This window comes from Herpetosiphon llansteffanensis (assembly GCF_003205875.1).
Taxonomy (GTDB): Bacteria; Chloroflexota; Chloroflexia; order Chloroflexales; family Herpetosiphonaceae; genus Herpetosiphon; species Herpetosiphon llansteffanensis.
This window is the reverse complement of record NZ_PUBZ01000153.1, coordinates 1-17045: the sequence shown is the minus strand read 5'-3', so window position 1 is coordinate 17045 and position 17045 is coordinate 1. Positions and strand designations below refer to the sequence as shown.

General features: G+C 52.2%; 10 protein-coding genes. 2 read left to right on the top strand and 8 right to left on the bottom strand.

The window, feature by feature from the left end; translation table 11 throughout:
- Positions 1-663: 663 nt before the first annotated feature.
- Positions 664-2472 (top strand): carbohydrate-binding module family 20 domain-containing protein, encoded by a 1809-nt coding sequence (locus tag C5S61_RS24590; protein ID WP_110519899.1) that lies wholly within the window; start codon positions 664-666, stop codon positions 2470-2472.
- Between the two features lie 125 nt (positions 2473-2597).
- On the opposite strand, the gene C5S61_RS24585 is transcribed toward C5S61_RS24590, so the two are convergent.
- The 7 genes from C5S61_RS24585 to C5S61_RS24555 all read right to left on the bottom strand — a co-directional run bounded on the left by C5S61_RS24585 (position 2598) and on the right by C5S61_RS24555 (position 11435).
- The gene (locus C5S61_RS24585; RefSeq protein ID WP_110519896.1) at positions 2598-3443 is read right to left on the bottom strand and encodes a DNA-methyltransferase; all 846 of its coding nucleotides are present in this window, start codon (positions 3441-3443) and stop codon (positions 2598-2600) included.
- Positions 3436-3642 (bottom strand): helix-turn-helix domain-containing protein, encoded by a 207-nt coding sequence (locus C5S61_RS24580; RefSeq protein ID WP_110519894.1) that lies wholly within the window; start codon positions 3640-3642, stop codon positions 3436-3438. The genes C5S61_RS24585 and C5S61_RS24580 overlap by 8 nt, the downstream gene beginning before the upstream one ends.
- Positions 3642-4178, bottom strand: a complete 537-nt coding sequence (locus C5S61_RS24575) for a Uma2 family endonuclease (protein ID WP_110519892.1) — start codon at positions 4176-4178, stop codon at positions 3642-3644. The genes C5S61_RS24580 and C5S61_RS24575 overlap by 1 nt, the downstream gene beginning before the upstream one ends.
- A gap of 12 nt (positions 4179-4190) precedes the next feature.
- Complete coding sequence (locus C5S61_RS24570; RefSeq protein ID WP_110519890.1) at positions 4191-6848, bottom strand: ATP-binding protein; 2658 nt, start codon at positions 6846-6848, stop codon at positions 4191-4193.
- Positions 6849-6975: 127 nt separating this feature from the next.
- Positions 6976-8190 carry an AI-2E family transporter gene (locus C5S61_RS24565; RefSeq protein ID WP_110519888.1) on the bottom strand — a complete coding sequence of 405 codons (1215 nt, stop codon included), beginning with the start codon at positions 8188-8190 and terminating at the stop codon, positions 6976-6978.
- Between the two features lie 9 nt (positions 8191-8199).
- Positions 8200-10128 (bottom strand): VanW family protein, encoded by a 1929-nt coding sequence (locus tag C5S61_RS24560; RefSeq protein WP_164689766.1) that lies wholly within the window; start codon positions 10126-10128, stop codon positions 8200-8202.
- Between the two features lie 194 nt (positions 10129-10322).
- Positions 10323-11435 carry an STAS domain-containing protein gene (locus tag C5S61_RS24555; RefSeq protein ID WP_164689765.1) on the bottom strand — a complete coding sequence of 371 codons (1113 nt, stop codon included), beginning with the start codon at positions 11433-11435 and terminating at the stop codon, positions 10323-10325.
- 116 nt (positions 11436-11551) lie between these two features.
- Between C5S61_RS24555 and C5S61_RS24550 the strand changes: the two genes are divergently transcribed.
- Complete coding sequence (locus tag C5S61_RS24550; protein WP_110519882.1) at positions 11552-13309, top strand: alkaline phosphatase D family protein; 1758 nt, start codon at positions 11552-11554, stop codon at positions 13307-13309.
- Positions 13310-13468: 159 nt separating this feature from the next.
- Here the strand turns inward: C5S61_RS24550 and C5S61_RS24545 are convergent, their stop codons facing one another.
- Entirely contained in the window at positions 13469-16873 is a 3405-nt protein-coding gene (locus C5S61_RS24545) for a choice-of-anchor Z repeating domain-containing protein (protein ID WP_110519880.1), read from the bottom strand.
- Positions 16874-17045: the final 172 nt, after the last annotated feature.

The following is a 17045-nucleotide window of genomic DNA, read 5'->3' as shown; positions in this document are numbered from 1 at the left end:
GATCAGAGGCTGGGGATCAGGGGTCAGGGATTGGGGATCGCTTTCAAGGGCAGGTTGTAAGATCCCCTCACCCCAACCCCTCTCCTGTGGCGCGGGCGAGGGGCTTTCATTCAGTGGTTCTTGCATGAATCGTGATGATACCGAAGGCTCCCCCTCGCCCGCATCCAGTGGGAGAGGGGGTTGGGGGTGAGGGAACGCTCTATAGCAGACCACTTGCTAAACCCCTATCCTTATAATGTCGGGGATCAGGGGCTGGCGATCGGGGATCGCAACTACAACGACAGTATCTCAGCACCGACCCCCAACAACCAACCCCCGATCCCCATAGCTCACCAAATGATTAAAAAGCTAAATCTTTTTGCTTGACAAGCCTAGATCGCTTGTGTATACTTCGTCCAACAAACGAACGAACCAAAAGTACCAGCCCAAATCGGGACATTTGCCTAATCGTGCTCACAACGCCAGCCATCATTTCAGCTTTGTACGACGGTATTTTTCTAGGGCTAAAACTTTGTTCGCTCTATAAACAAATTGATAGTGGCTCGATGGATCGCCGTTGATTCATTCCCCGTAGATGCTGTGTGATCTCGAACATCCTAGGCCTGAGTATCATCCAGCTGCCTTGACTCGATCAACCGTTCACGTCCCAAAGGAGGGTCGTTTATGTCACGGACCACTCGCGCAATCGCGCGGTTGACACTGTTCGTCTTGGTTGTGATCATCTTCTCGGTTGGCTTCCTTGGAACCGCTCCACGAGCAACCCAAGCTCAAACGACACCACGCACGGTTTTCGTCCATTTATTCGAATGGAAATGGACTGACATCGCCAAAGAATGCGAAAATTGGCTCGGACCCAAAGGCTTCTCTGCGGTTCAAGTCTCTCCACCCCAAGAACATATCCAAGGCGCGCAATGGTGGACGCGCTATCAACCAGTCAGTTATCAAATTCAAAGCCGCTCTGGCACTCGCGCCGAGTTTGCCAATATGGTTTCACGCTGTAAAGCAGTTGGCGTAGATATTTATGTCGATGCTGTGATCAACCACATGACTGGCGTTGGCAGCGGCACTGGCGTTGCTGGCACGAGCTATAGCAGCTATACCTACCCCAGCAACTACCAAAGCCAAGATTTCCACCACTGTGGCCGCAATGGCAACGACGATATTAGCAACTACCAAGATCGTTGGGAAGTGCAAAATTGTGAGTTGGTGAACCTCGCCGACCTCAAAACTGAATCAGATTATGTGCGCGGCAAATTAGCTGCCTACCTCAATGATCTGCGTGGTTTGGGCGTGGCTGGCTTCCGCATCGATGCCGCCAAACACATGCCCGCCGCCGACATCGCCAACATCATGAGCCGCGCCAGCAATCCTTATATCTATCAAGAAGTGATTGATCAAGGCGGCGAGCCAATTACCTCTGGCGAATACACCGGCAACGGCGATGTAACCGAGTTCAAATACAGCACCAACATTGGCCGCATGTTCAAAACCGATAAGCTCGCCAACATGAGCAACTTCGGCACACCATGGGGCTTTATCGCCAGCGATAGCGCTGTGGTCTTTACCGACAACCACGATAACCAACGCGGCCATGGCGGCGCTGGCAACGTGGTGACCTTCAAAGATGGCAAACTCTACGAACTTGCCAACGTCTTTGCCTTGGCTTGGCCGTATGGCTACCCCCAAGTTATGTCGAGCTACAATTTCAGCAATGGAGACCAAGGCCCACCAAGCAGCAATGTTTACAACGGCAACACCGCCGATTGTGGCGGCAGCAACTGGGTTTGTGAGCATCGCTGGCGCGGCATTGCCAACATGGTCGGCTTCCGCAACTACACCAGCACGGCATTTAGCACCAGCAATTGGTGGTCGAATGGCAATAATCAAATCTCATTCAGCCGTGGCAGCTTGGGTTTTGTCGCCATCAATCGCGAAGGCAGCAGCCTAAATCGCACGTTCGCCACTGGCTTGCCAGCAGGCAGCTACTGCGATGTGATTCACGGCGATTTCAATAATGGGGTTTGTTCAGGCCCAACCGTCAGCGTCAATGGCAGCGGTCAAGCAACGATCACTGTCGCCGCGATGGATTCGGTGGCAATTCACGGTGGCGCAAAAATCAATGGCACAAACCCAACACCAGTGCCAACCACGCCACCAGTACCAACAACCCCACCAAGCAGCACAATTGCTGTGACCTTCAACGAAAATGCCACCACAACTTGGGGCCAAAATGTCTATGTCATTGGCAATGTTGCGGCGCTTGGCAGCTGGAATACCGCCAATGCTGTGCTGCTCTCATCAGCAAGCTACCCAGTTTGGAGCAAAACAATCAACGTGCCAGCCAACACCGCCATCGAATACAAATACATCAAGAAAGATGGCGCAGGCAATGTAACGTGGGAAAGCGGGACGAACCGCAGCTTCACCACGCCCGGTAGCGGCAGCGTTACCCGCAATGATAGCTGGAAATAGCTGTTGAGTTTTTAACCACGAAGGACACGAAGTTTCACTAAGGTTGGGTTATTGGTTCTCTGATATTTGTACAAAACTCAGGTTTCCAACTGGCCCAACATTCATGCTCTTCGTGTCCTTCGTGGTTAAATAATATCCTTGGTTATTTCGTAAAATTCTGGCTCGGCAAAAGCTAGGCGTTGGCGCATCACCTCGATTGCTTGGGGATTTTGATCGATCAAGGTGAAGTTGCGGCCATTGCGCGCGGCAGCCTCGCCAAATGAGCCACTACCAGCAAAAAAATCCAGCAGTTGATCGTTGGGGTTGGAGTGGACACGCACAATGCGGTTGAGAATCGCTAGCGGTTTTTGGGTTGGGTAACCAGTTTTTTCCTTGCCATTCGGGCTAACAATCGTGTTCCACCAAACATCAGTCGGCGTTTTGCCGCGCGCTGCCTTCTCAGGCCCAACTAAGCCAGGAGCCATGTAGGGAATACGGTCGATTGCCGCATAATTAAAGGTGTAGTTTTCTGGATCTTTGGCATACCACAGAATCGTATCGTGCTTGGTTGACCATTTTTTGCGCGAGCGCGCACCGTAATCGTAGGCCCAAATAATTTCGTTGATAAACGAATCGCGGCCAAAAATCTGGTCGAGCAGCACCTTGCAATAATGCACTTCGCGATAATCAATATGAAAAAAGAAACTGCCTTGCGGTTTCAGCAAACGGTAGGCTTCGAGCAAACGTGGCTCAATAAAGGCCAGAAAATCATCAAAACTATCGCCATAGGCCCGCTCGCCAACTTTGATACTGCTATAGCGATGCCCGCCAAAGCCAACCCGATCGCCGTGCTCGGAGCGAACGGTGCGCAATTGGGTGCGACTTTGCACTTTGCCAGTGTTGAAAGGCGGGTCAATGTAGATTAAATCATAGCTGGATGCTGGCAGGCTCGCCAAAACAGCCAGATTATCGCCAAAATAAAGTTTATTCATGATGCTGTTGTAGTGCTTCCTCAATCGCTAAGCGTTCGGCTTCACTCAATGAACGCTTGCCTTCCAACCAAGCCCGTAGAACTGCCGGATCGCAACCACTCGCCGCCGCAAGTTGGGCCACCGTCCAGCTGCGTTGCGCCAACCATAATAGCACCTCGCGCCGCTGGTCGTTCAACGGTTGGACTTTACGCCGCCGCATTAGCTTAATAACTCACGAATTGGCACAATAAATTGGGGTAACAGTCGCACATGCTCGAGGCAATCGTTGCTCCCCAAAACCAAGCGTTGTTGATTTGCTTCAATCTGATGCACGCTGCCCAAACGTGGATAGATGATCCACATTAACTGGACATTTGCCGCCAAATAATCATTGATCTTCTCTTCAACGTCAATGGCTCGTTCATTGGGCGAGATGACCTCAACCGCTACAGTTGGCGCACCTTGCCAATAGCCATCACTGCGTTGCTGCAACCCAAGCTGATCTGCATTAATAAAAAACACATCAGCGGCGCGGAGGGTATTTGGGCCAAGCACAAAGCCTAATTCCGTGCCAACGAGGCCAGGTTGTTGCTGGGATTGGTTCCATAAACTAAGCCTAACGAGTAATTTGGTAACAACCAAACTATGTTGGAGTTGAACAGGACTCACAGGTTGCACTACTCCATGAACTAATTCAGCATGCGAAAAATCTGCTTGAAGAAAGCTTTGGAGATCAATCAAGGTTTGGGTTGTCATGATCAACTCCTTTTATACGCCCTCAAGCCATGAAGCAGGAGTCCAGTCGGAATCACCGCCAACTGGCAGTTGCACTGTAAAGGTCGTGCCGCGACCTTCTTCGCTATCAAACCAGATTTTGCCGCCGTGCAATTCTACCAACGATTTGGTGATGTTTAGGCCCAAGCCAGTGCCGCCAGCCTGCTCCTTGAGTGGGTTTTCCGAGCGGAAGAAACGGGTGAAAATATGCTGTTGATCATCAGCAGCAATCCCCACGCCGCTATCTTTGACCGCCAAGGTAACTGAATCGCTGCCATTGCTCACCACCACATCGATGCGCCCGCCATCGCGGGTATATTTGTAGGCATTCGAGATCAAATTGGTGACGATTTGGCGCATCCGTTCGGGGTCGGCGATCATCGGTGGCAAATCATCTGGCACATCAAGCGCCAAAGAAATTTGCTTGCCGCTCCATTGTTGATGAATTGCCATGACGGTGGATTGAATCAGCTCGTCAAGATTAATTGGCTTGCGTTGCAGGCGCACTTTGCCCGATTCGATGCGCGAAACGTCGAGCAAATCGTTGAGAATTGCGTTCAAGCGTTCGATGTTGTTTTTGACGACGCTCAGAAATTGGCGTTGTTGCTCGGTCAAGGGGCCAAGCGTATGCAACATCAGCAAATCAATATAGCCGCTGATCGAGGTCAATGGGGTGCGCAATTCGTGCGAGGCGGTGGCGACAAACTCAGTCTTCATACGATCAGCCAATTCAGCAGCCGTAATATCGTGATAAACCACCACGCTGCCAAGCCATTCACTTTGCGAGGTAAACACCGGCGTACTCGATGCCCGAATCATGCGCCCACTTAGCTCAAATTGTTGGTAGGTTTGCTTTTCGGTCAGGCGTGGCTCGCTCTCAGGCGCACCAGGCAGGCTCATCAACGGCTTACCGAGCCATTCGACGGCTTCGATATTGAGCAATTGCTCGGCGGCTGGGTTGATCAACCGAATGCGGCCAACCCGATCGCCGACTACCACGCCATCGCCGATCGAACGCACAATCGCCAAACTACGACTGACTTCTTCTTCGCGCTGTTCGAGGGCTTGGCTCAAGCGGCGGGCTTGCTCGGTTGTGGCTCGATAAAGCTGCACATTGCTGAGCATCGTCATCACTTGATCACCAATGACCTGCACAAATTGAATATGTTCTTGGGTAAAGTGATTGATGCGGCTGTTGATCAGCACAATCACGCCTGCAACCCGCCCATCTTGCTCCATTGGCACGGCCAGCGCCGAACGACCTTTTTTGTCGTATTCGGTGCGCACCATCCAACGGTTATCTTCGGCAGTGTTGGGGATGATCACGGGAGCACGATGCTCAACGACCCAACCAGCCAAGCCTTGGCCACGTTCCAACGAAATGGCCTCGGTGCGTGTAATGTTGCGATCAAGATTGGTGCTAAATGCCAAGCGTCCGCTCTTGGGATCGATCAGCATAATCCCGCCGCGTTCTGCTTGAGTCGCTTGGGCAATCAGTAAGAGCGCTTGATCAAGCAATGGTTGCGGTTCGAGCGTGCCGCTCAGCGCGCGCACAATCTGATACATACTTTCGGCGCGGGTCCGGGCGCGCATGGCATCTTCGGCGGTACGACCCATTTCGGCGGTCGTAGCCTCGATGCGTTGCGCCAAGGTATTTTGCAGCGCAGCGTTTTCCAGCACGGCGGCAGCTTGCGAGGCCAACAATTCGAGCAGCGGCGCGGTGTCGGTCAGACGTTTGCGGGCCTTGGGATCATCGTCGCCAACCGTCAGCAAACCACAAATCTCGCCAGTTGCGGTGCGGACTGGCACCAGCATATAGTGCTCGCCAGCAATATCGCGGAAGGGCAGCGAATCGGCCAAATAGGCATTATCGCCAATGCGGCGGTCGTCGCGCAACAGCACCGAAATCTCGTCCCATGGAATTGAGAGCATTTCGGTTGCGCCAAGCGTGCGGCCACTTGCGCCAATTGCCACCGCCATGCGCAGCGTGCGCGCCCGCCAATCGACGGTTGAAGCGCTCGCAAAAATAAACGGGCCACAGGCTTTGGCGGCGCTGGCCAATTCTTCGAGGGTTTCTTCTGGGCTAAGCGAGCCACGCAAACGCTCGGCAGCTCTGGTTGCCCGCCGAATCGGTGCTTCTGGCAGCATCGCTGGGTAATCAAAGCGCGGTCGCGCCGCCAACCAGACCGCAACTGCAACCAAAACAAAGCCCAAGCTGCGCAAACCAACTTCCAACGCAACCGTTTCAACATCAACCGCCGGAACCAACACATTGCTGACAGCCCAAGCAATTACCATCAAGCCAATTGCGCTGAAGGCCCAACGGGGTGGCAACATTTGCGGAATCGCAATCGCTGGAATCAGCAACACCGACCAGAGCGCCGTATGATAGCCTTCGCTGAGAATCGCCACGCTCAACGGCAAGGCCAAAATACCAAGCGTGCGCAACTCGCGCCAATCGCCTTCGGGATTAAAAAGCCATGGCAACGCCACAGCAGTTACACCTAAAACACTCGCAATAATCGTCAAGCGATCAGTTGGAATGCTGGTGCTAAACGTGTAGCCAAAAAGCACGAGCGCAAAGCAAGCTAAGGCCCAAGCAAGAGGACGAATACGAGTTAGCCAAATGCGAAAAGACGAGTTGCGGCCCATGGATCGGTCTCCCCAAGTCCAAGATGGCGCTATTATACTACGATGAGTGGTGTTATGCAGTATGGTTCTAAAATTTGCTTAAGCAAAAGCCCCTTGGAATGAGCACAAACCAAGGGGCCGTGATCAATTAGGCTTTGTTTTGAAAGGCAAGCATCGGCGGCATCGGCGTTTCCGGCTCTTCTTTATGTTCCCACGGCAACTCGCCAGCTCGTAAATAGCGTGGATCGTCTGGTTGGCGCAACCGACCATTGATATATTGATAGCTATCGCGGGCAACTGCTGCCATGGGCGCGAAGATAATGACCCCCAAAAGCCCTGAAACCGTGCCAGCAACCACCAAAAGCACCATCAAAATTGCGGCGTGAATTTCGACAATCGCGCCAATAATCCGTGGCACTAAGAAATTATTTTCAATCTGCTGGATCAGAATATACAAGCCAGCAATCACCAAACCCATCGGCAACGAGGTGGTTAAGCCCACAATCACCGCCGGAATTGCCCCAATAATTGGCCCAATCACGGGGATTAATTCAGTAAAGCCAGCAACCAAAGCCAATAGCAACTTGTACGGAATTTCGCCAGGCATGATCAAATCAACAGCCCACAAACCAATATACGACATAATCGCAATCACCAAGCCAAGGATTAATTGGCCGCGAATATAGGCTGAAAACACGCGATCGAAGATTGAAAGCACAGTTAATACATCGGTGCGAATGGATTTGGGGATCATGCGAATAATCGCGGCCTTGCCCTTACGCTCATCAAGCAACACATAAAACAGCCAAAACGGAATAATCAAAAAGCCAGCAAGGAAGATCAGGGTTTGGAAAACCACCCCTAAGCCGTTTAAAATGCCACTTACCCCAGTTTCAACATAATTGGTAGCATTTTCTTTGATGGTATTGATGCCGTTGCTTACCTGCTTATCAATATCTTCTTGAATTGTGGCTGGTACTTCGCTACGATACCAGGTGAGCCCTTCGTTAATTTTTGGTTCAAGCGTATTTTCATAAAAACCAGGCAACGAGCGAATAAACCCATCGACTTGGCTGATTGCAGGCGGCACAATATAGAGCACCGAGCCAACCAAAATTCCCAAGCCCACCAAATACACCACCACAATCGCCGCCCAACGCGGAATCCAACGTTCCAATTTGTTGACCAGCGGCAGCAACAAATAGGCAAATACCAAGCCAAAAACAAATGGCAACAGTTGATTACCAGTGCGCCAGAGCAACCACAGCACCAGCCAAATTGCAAAGGCTGTCAGCGTCCAGCGGGCTAAATCGCGCCAAGTGGGAATTGTTTTGATGATTGGTTCTGGTGCTTTTGGCTCCACAAAGCCTCCCTACTGCGTATAATAGCTATTCCAGCGGTCGCTGCGGCTTGTGCCATCGCGTTCGCTAATAGTCCGAAAAATTTGGAAGGCATTCCAGCCGTTGCCAGTTGCTTCCATCGTTACTGTGCGGCCAGTGTCGCTGCCATACAAGGTAAAAGTTTGGTTTTTGTTGACCAAATCAGTGTCGACATCGATCAAAATATAGCCGTTGGTGTCGTTACGGAATTTCAAATCCGGCCCGCCCAAGGCAATCGTGGCATCCATGCCTGGCGGCGCATCGACTTCGTACCATGCCAAACGCCAGCTATGGTTATGGCGCTCCTCGATGGGCAAACCAGCCCAAAATGCCGCCCGAAACAGGGTCGTCGAAACCTGGCAAATTCCGCCACCAATGCTTGGCACCGACATGCCATTTTCAATCATTTCGCCAATTTGGTAGCCTTTTTCGAGCGAAATATCGCCAACCGTGCCACCAAACGATACAACTTCACCAGGAGCAATCAGTAGACCATCAAATTCCTTGCCACCAACTTCAACATTGCGGTCACGATTGTAATCTGGGTACGAACTGAAATCCGATGCGCCAACCCCAAGCACTTGATAAATGCCCAGCGCTTCAAGCTCGCCTGCTGGGGGAGCAGTTTCATGCAGATTAAAACTCAACGTTTGGTTATTGGCCGTGCTCAGAGCTTGGCCAATTTGGGTTTGAAGTTGGGCTTGATCGAGCGTGTAGCCAATTTGGCCAAAATGCCATTCGGTGGCGCGGTTGCCGTTGCGCACCAAGCGCGAAGCTTGAGCTGGTTGATCGTAGGTTTTGGCTAATTCTTGCACCAAGGCGGCAATTGCTGGCCTATTTTGGCCAAAGCCCTGTCCAGCTTGCGGCAATTTGCTGAGATCGAGCAAGCTAGCCCGATCAAATTGATGCTGCGTGCCATTGATCGTCAGCATTAATGGCGCGGCAGTTTGTTGATTGAGCTTTGGCAAAATGGCGTTAAGCTCAGTGGCTTTTTGGTGTGGTTGCAAGCCTTCTTGCACCACCAGCACAGTATAATCACGTGGCGCGGCGGCCCAATCGATGTTATTCCAAGCCGCTTGAAAGGCGGCCTTGGTTTGTGCATGATCTAGTTTTAAGCCAATCACATCGTTGCTGACCGCCCAAGTGCCATCCGGATTGCGCTGAAATTGGGCATCAACCGCAGGCCGATCGCTGGCTTCAGCCAAGGTTTGGATGGCGTTATCAAGTGATTGTTGATTCAGCAAAAGACCATCAGCTTTGATTGTGCTGACAATCCCCAAACTTTGGTTGCTCAGCCGCTCCGACCACGAATCTTCGCGGCCAATCTGCAAGGCGCGATCAGCAATCACTTGGGGATCAAAGCTAGTCAAGGCATTTAATGGCACAATCGCCGTTTGATCGCCTAATTGAACTTTAAAATGGTGGTTGTTCCAAGCCTGTAAGGTTGGCAGAATCGCATGCGCCGCCTCGTTGCTGGTCAAGCCGCTCAGTGATTGGCCAAAGGCTTGCACCCCAGGATAGACGCGATTGGCATAGGCAGCTTGAAAACCGCCAAAACCAAGCAAGGCCGCCAGCGCTGCTGCGCTCGACCAACGGGCAATTCTGCGCCAGTTGCGCCGCCGTTGCGGTTTGGCTTTGCTGCGCACACTTGGTGCAGGAGCAGCAACCACGCTGGGCAAACGCGGAATCGTGGCCCGAGGCAACGAACGTTGCGCCCAACGTAAACAATAGGCTTGGCGTTGACCGCTGTGCAACGCGCCCAACCAGCGCCATGCTTCGCCCAACATAGGGTCGATTTTAACGGCGCGGGTCAACAAAGCGGCACTATCACGATAACGCCCATATTTGATTGCCAACAAACCAGCTTTGGCCCAAGCAACTGCTTGTGGGTTTGGCGCAACTGCGGCCATACTACTCATCATAACTGCCCCCATCAATCGTTATGTCAGATGCGCTCTATCATAGGGCGTGGCAGATTCTAGCGTCAATCAAACGTTGCTCGTGAGCTGCTGATAAATCGCTGATACGGCATATTCTAGCCTACGCAGGCACAAAAGGTACTATTCAGCCTAAATCCTGTCGTGACAGTTGGGGAATTGCCAAATTGTAGCATGAATTAGCCCATGCCTAAACGTTTAATCGCAATCGCAACACCATCTTGCAAACTGGCAACGGTTACCACCGATCGAAAATCAATCCCTAAACTAACCAAGGTTTGGGCCACATCAGGCCGAATTCCAGCAATAATGGTCTGAACGCCGAGCAAACGCGCCGCCGCCGTGGCCTGCATTAAGCGCCGCCCAAGCTCAGTATCAATCGTTGGCACGCCAGTAACATCTAAAATTGCAATTTTGGCCCGATGATAACTAGCTCCAGCCAGCAACGTTTCTTCGATGCCCTCGCTTGAAGTGGCTAAAAGATCGCCGACCAAGGGCATAACAACCGTATGTTTGAGCACCGGAATGACGGGCAGGCTCAACTGGCGCAACTGGGCACGCAAAGCAGCTTGCGCCGCTTGCTCAGCCTGAATTTGGCTATCGCGCTGGCTAATTTCGGCTAGGCTTTGGCTCAATTGCGCATTCAATTGCTCGCGCTGAAGCGCCAATTCACGCTCTTTGGCTAATTGCTGTTCAAGTTTAGCCTCAGTTTGCGCTACCACTGCAAAGGCCCGTTTGGCGCGCCCAACCAACAAACGCACCGTCACCGCAATCACCGCCAGCACTAATAATTGGCAGAAGAAATTAATCAATAAGGCCGATTTAGGAACCAAAAACTTAATTGGAATAATCCCAGTGAATTCGCTGCCAATTACAAGCGAAAGAATAATCATCGAAGCAATACAAATAATCGTGGTTGCGCGTGAGGTATTGAGCACAATCGTGGCAATTAATGGCGGCACTTGAAACAAAACCCAAACTGAGCCATCAACTTCGCCAATAATTGGCCCCGTTAACGAAAGCATAAGCGTAATCGAGGCCAAATTGAGGTAAATGAGCCATTCGACGTAGCGCGAACGGCGCATGGCAAAGGTTATGGCCAACATTGTGCCAGCAATACCACAAATGCTCAGGCCAATTTGCAATTGTTGGCCATTGCCAGCGAAAAGCAAAATGAGCATAACGGCGAACAACGCTAAACCTTCGACCAAACTAAACAACTTAATCCGTTGCTCATTCGAAGTTTGAAGCAGATCCTCAATCTGACGGGGCGCGGCGGTGGTTTTTGCCATGGGGTGCCTCAGGTGCAAGATGCTGTTGCAGTATCCTACCATTATTTGGCCAATTTGTGGATTGACAAAACACCTAGACTTGGGGGGATTTTTCCACTATCAACAAGGAGTTGAACATGCGCCGCATTTTCGGGCTATGTTGTTTAGGTTGCTTGCTAGTTGGAAGTTGGTCAAGCAGCTCAAGTGATGGCCGAATCAATCAAACTCTGCCACCCGCCGATTTGCCCCAAGGCATAGCAGTTGGCGAGGTAACGACTACCAGTGCTGTGTTGTGGGCGCGAGCTGCTAGCCTTGGCACTGTCAATTTTGAATATAGCCTCAACGCCAATTTCAACCCAATTATTGGCTTGGTGCCAGTTGTGGTCAGCGACCTGATGCTGCCAGCCAAAACCAGCATCAACAATTTACAACCTGCCACAACCTATTTTTATCGCGCCACAACGCTCAATAATGCCTCGGTAAGCGGCAAATTTCGCACTGCGCCAGCGCTTGGCAGCTATAGCAATTTGCGCTTTGGGGCCAGCGGCGATCAACAAGGTGCACTCGCGCCGTTTCCGGCCTTAGCCAACGCCGATCAACGCAAACTTGATCTTTTCATCCATCTTGGCGATTCGATTTATGCAGATATTGGCTCGCCGGTGCTTGGCACTACCGCCAAAACTTTAGCAGAATTTCGCTTGAAGCATACCGAAAGTTATAGCACGCGGCTTAATTTGAATAGCTTGGCCGATTTACGCGCAACCACTGCTTGGCTAGCGACAACCGACGATCACGAAGTTGCCAACGATCATGCTGGTGGCGCGGCTCCGAGCAGCGATCCACGCTTTTTGCCCTCAAATGCAAGCTATATCAATGACACTGCTTATTTTGAAGCAGGCTACCAAGCCTTCGTTGAATATAACCCGCTGAATGAGCAATTTTATGGCGCAACTGGCGATCCGCGTACTGCCAACGAGCGCAAGCTTTATCGCTACCAACGCTATGGCAATATGGCAGCGTTTTTTGTGCTCGATGGGCGCTCATTCCGCGACCAAAAGCTGGCCGCCCCCAACAATACACAAGCCCAAATTGCCGCCTTTCTGACCGCAGTTTTCAGCCCAACCCGCACGCTGCTTGGCCAAGCCCAACGTGAGCAACTCGAAAGCGATTTGTTGGCGGCTCAGCAAGCCAACGTTACGTGGAAATTTGTGGTTGTGCCAGAGCCAATTCAAAACCTTGGCATCGCAGCGGCGAATGATCGCTTTGAGGGCTATGCCGCCGAGCGCACGCGTATTTTGAGCTTTATCAATCAACATGGAATTGAAAATGTGGTGTTTATTGCCGCCGATATTCATGGCACAGTTGTCAATAATTTGAGCTACCAAACTGCTGCCAACCAGCCACAAATTCCAACCAATGCTTGGGAGATTTCGGTTGGCTCGGTTGCTACAAGCTCACCGTATGGCGCGAGGGTGGCTTCAGCAGCGTTGGCTACGGGCATCATTACGCCAACCACTTATAATAATTATTTACAATTGCCCAACCCGCAACAGGATGCAGCGGCGGAAGGTTGGCTCAACACCAATTTAAATCTGTTTGGCTACACGCCAGTCGGCTTATACGATGCGCCATTCGCAGAACGCACGAGGTTATTACACGGGCGCTATCTGGCGGGCCATTATTTTGGCTGGACGGAATTTGGCATTAGCCTACCTTCGCAGACGCTACTGGTTTCGACCTACGGCATCGATACCTATGGAACCGGCGAGTTGGCCAATAATCCCAGCGAAGTGGTAAGTCGCGTTCCAGTAATCGTGCAGCAATTTACGGTTGAGCCAGTTGTAAGCGTTACGCCAACGCTGATGCTCACCCATTTGCCCTTGGTAACAAATTAGGGTTCAGGGGCTAGGGGTTAGGGATCAGGGGAATGGAACCACGAAGAACGCGAAGTTGCGCGAAGGTTGGATTGATTGGAACCCTGAATATTGAACTTATTGCAGGGTTCCAACCTAATCTAAACATTCGTGCTCTTCGTGTCATTCGTGGATCGAAGACTATTTAATCGTCATTGGTAGATAAACATTGTGAATGCCAACAGTGAACGTGCCCATCACATCGGGGCCTTGCACGCCGCCATTATCGTCGGTGGCATAAAGCTCAATGTTGTAGCGTCGTCCGGCGGCGCTGGCCTTGAAGCGCACCGTGAAATCTACTTGCATGCTAAATCCGGTTGGCCCGCTGCCTGCAAAGGTGCTATCGGCCAGATCAAGAATCGCGCTATCGCTTTCTAATGGCTCGCTTGTGCCCGCCGTAGCATAGCCAAGCACATCGCCGTTGCTATCGAGCAGGCTGAATGTGCCCGAAACGCCCTCGGTAAAGCGTGCCCACAACGCCACGCCATCGCCATCGACCAAGCGCAAATCAAGGTGCTCGATAATGCGCCATGGATCGGTGGTGTGTGTCCAACTCACGCTGAACGTCGTTTGCAAATCAACCTCAGTGCCGCCAACATTGGGCGTGATGCTGCTTACGCCGACGATTCCAAACGAAACTCGCAAACTCACGCTATTCGAATCGCCGCCGCCTGGCGTTGGGTTGCGCACCAACACCGAATAGAGGCCTTGGTTTGTCGTCGCTGGCATACTAAATTCCAGCCGATTGCTGCTGATGAAGCTTGTGCTGCGTTCGGTTCCATCCACAACCACCTTGGAATTGGCCACAAAGCCCGTTCCATTGACCGTAATTCGTACTGCTGGCGGCGGTGGAAAGCCAATTGGCTGACGAATAAAGCTATCAGGCGTGATGTTGCTAATCGTCGGCACTGGATTGCCAGGCACAATCACTTGGGTCGTGAGCGTGCGGCTGTTGTTGCTTGGAAAAGCCTCATTTGCTGGGGATGATGCCGTGCCTGTGCTACTGATGCTGCCAACTTGGCTGGGCGTGGCATTAATCGTAATGGTGGCGCTGGCATTGGCCGCCAACGTGCCCAAATTACAGCGCAAGGTCGTGGCAGTGGGGAAGCTACACGTGCCTTGCGAGGTTGTCACTTGGCCAAAAACCAACGTACTCGCAAAGCTTTGCTCATAAACAACGCTGCTCGCGCTAATTGTGCCCAAATTGCTGACACTGGCGCGGTAGCTCATCGCATTGCCAACCGTTACCGGATCAGGCGAATCAGTAAGTCTCAGGCTTAGATCGACTTCTGGCTGTCGCCATTCTGCAAAGCGATGCGAAACTTTATCGCCAGCTCGATCAAAGCGCCCACCAACATACAGATTATCGCCATTGATTGCTAATGCGCCAACCTCGCTATTTGCAAGGTTGCCGCCAGCAACGCCACTGCCCAGCGCATTCCAATTGCTGCCATTCCAACGCGCCACATGATTGACGGTTAGGCCATCCATCCGATTGAACAAACCACCAGCATACAGGTCGTCACCACGCACGGCGAGGCTCGTAACATAGCCATCAGTGCCAGTGCCAAGCGCCGTCCATGCCAAACTACTATGGTTCAACAAGGCAATTGCACGGGTGTTGGCAACACCGCCAGCGCTGGTAAAGCGACCACCAACCGCCAGCGTGCTGCTATTAACATCGGCTAACGCCAGCACTTCGCCATTTGTGCCCGTGCCAATTGCTTGCCACGTTGTGCCATTCCAGCGGGCAAGATTACTGGCCGGAGCGCCGCCAGCGTTGGCAAACAAACCACCAGCATACAACTGGCCCGATTTGAACAACAAGCTGTTGATTGCGCCATCGCTGCCAGCACCCAACGCTTGCCAGACCCCGCCACTCAAGCGGGCAATGCGATTGGCGGGCACGCCATCAACTTGGGTAAATTCACCACCAATGTAAATATCGCTGCCGCTGACTGCCACAGCATTGACCCGCCCATTGATGCTCGTTGCCAAAGCCGTCCAGGTTGAGCCATTCCAACTGGCGACTCCTGCTGCATCAACACCTCCTGCTTTGCTAAATTCACCAACCGCGATCAAATCAGTGCCGCGCAAGGCCAAATCGCGCACATCGTCGTTAACGCCGCTATCGTTTGAGCCAGCTAAGGGCGACCAAACCCGCTCAATCGGATCGAAACTGGCAATATTGTTGAGCAAGCGATTGCTGCCTAAATCAAAACGGCCAGCGGCAATAATTTGGCCAGAACGTGGCTGAATCGCAAATACTTTGGCGTTCGCGCCTTCTAAGCCGCCCGCCAAGGGGAAGAAACGATCAACTGCGCCGGGCAAAAAGCCTTGTTGCGGCAAAACCATGCCTACAAAATTCAATTCGAGGCCATGGGCTGTGCCAAACGCGCCAGCAATGAAAAAGCTATCGCTGCCGCTGCCAAAGCGTTCGGTGCGTAAAATTCCCCCGTTTGTACCAAGCGCATTCGAAGCATTCGGCACAGGCGACCAGATATTGCCATCCCAACGGGCGATGTTGGGCGAGAAAACACTATTGCCATTGGGGTTTACGCCACTGCCAAAATTACCCATCACATAGGTAAAATTCACATTTTCGACGATGCCGCGCACATCGCCGGCAACCCCGCGTCCAGCCATGGCTTGCCAGGTATTGCTGCCTTGCCAAACCGCCGCACCGCCAACATTGGTGACGGTGCCTGCGTTGCTAAAACTGCCGCCAACCACAACCATATTCGTGCCGCGAAAATCGACAAAGCGCACAGTGTTATTGACCCCGTTGCTGCTGCTAGTGCCAAGGCTTTGCCACGCCGAGCCAGTCCAAATTGCCACGTTGTTGGCAGTGCTGCCGCCAGCTGAGCTAAACGTGCCACCAGCCACAATTTGGTTGACATTGGCTGGATTAACCGCCAAATCAAAAATTTGTGGCGCGCTTCCGCCACTGATTCCGCTGCTCAAGGCCGACCAAGCGCCATTGCTAAACTTGGCGATGCGATTGGCACTCACGCCGTTAATCGAGGTGAATGTGCCACCAACATACACCACATCGTTGCCGCCAACTTGTTGAACCAGAACCGCAGTAACCGCGCCGTTGACGTTGGTAGCCAATGCCGACCATTGGCCAGTGCCCGAATTCCAACGCGCAATCCCATCGGCGGCAATTCCACCAGCGCTGCTGAACGAGCCAACCACATACACCGAGCCACCAGTTGAGGCATCGAGATCATCGACTGGGCCGTTGACTCCACTGCCCATTGCATTCCAGCGATTGCCATCCCAAAATGCCACCCGATTGGCGCTGATGCCCGCAATGCGGTCGAACAAACCACCAACAAATAAATCCCCAGATTGCGAACTGAGGGCGCGAATGGTGTTATTTGCGCCTGCAATCAGGCCGCTATTATTCCAAAATTGATCATCGGCGACGGCCTGTATTTCGTCGGGAGCCAAAAGAACCTGAGGTTGAGCTTGGGCTACAGGGAGATTAAAACTAACGATAAGTGCGATGAGTAGCACAAACTGAAGCACGAAGCGTGGCATGGAACCCTCCTTAGCGACACATTCAATGCCCAGCAGCATAAACCGAGGCTATCACGCAACTATCACGCGCTCGTTCCGCCAGCATTCGCAGCAACCAAACTATTGTGACAAAACCAAGCGAGAACAGAGAACAGAGGGGTCGGGGGCTAGGGGCTGTCTCTTATACACCTCT

What these genes read in the sequence shown, in the direction of transcription:
- C5S61_RS24550 (WP_110519882.1), top strand. Translation starts at nt 11,552, where the DNA reads ATGCGCCGCATTTTCGGGCTATGTTGTTTAGGTTGCTTGCTAGTTGGA.
- C5S61_RS24575 (WP_110519892.1), bottom strand. Translation starts at nt 4,178, where the DNA reads ATGACAACCCAAACCTTGATTGATCTCCAAAGCTTTCTTCAAGCAGAT.
- C5S61_RS24580 (WP_110519894.1), bottom strand. Translation starts at nt 3,642, where the DNA reads ATGCGGCGGCGTAAAGTCCAACCGTTGAACGACCAGCGGCGCGAGGTG.
- C5S61_RS24560 (WP_164689766.1), bottom strand. Translation starts at nt 10,128, where the DNA reads ATGATGAGTAGTATGGCCGCAGTTGCGCCAAACCCACAAGCAGTTGCT.
- C5S61_RS24590 (WP_110519899.1), top strand. Translation starts at nt 664, where the DNA reads ATGTCACGGACCACTCGCGCAATCGCGCGGTTGACACTGTTCGTCTTG.
- C5S61_RS24585 (WP_110519896.1), bottom strand. Translation starts at nt 3,443, where the DNA reads ATGAATAAACTTTATTTTGGCGATAATCTGGCTGTTTTGGCGAGCCTG.
- C5S61_RS24545 (WP_110519880.1), bottom strand. Translation starts at nt 16,873, where the DNA reads ATGCCACGCTTCGTGCTTCAGTTTGTGCTACTCATCGCACTTATCGTT.
- C5S61_RS24555 (WP_164689765.1), bottom strand. Translation starts at nt 11,435, where the DNA reads ATGGCAAAAACCACCGCCGCGCCCCGTCAGATTGAGGATCTGCTTCAA.
- C5S61_RS24570 (WP_110519890.1), bottom strand. Translation starts at nt 6,848, where the DNA reads ATGGGCCGCAACTCGTCTTTTCGCATTTGGCTAACTCGTATTCGTCCT.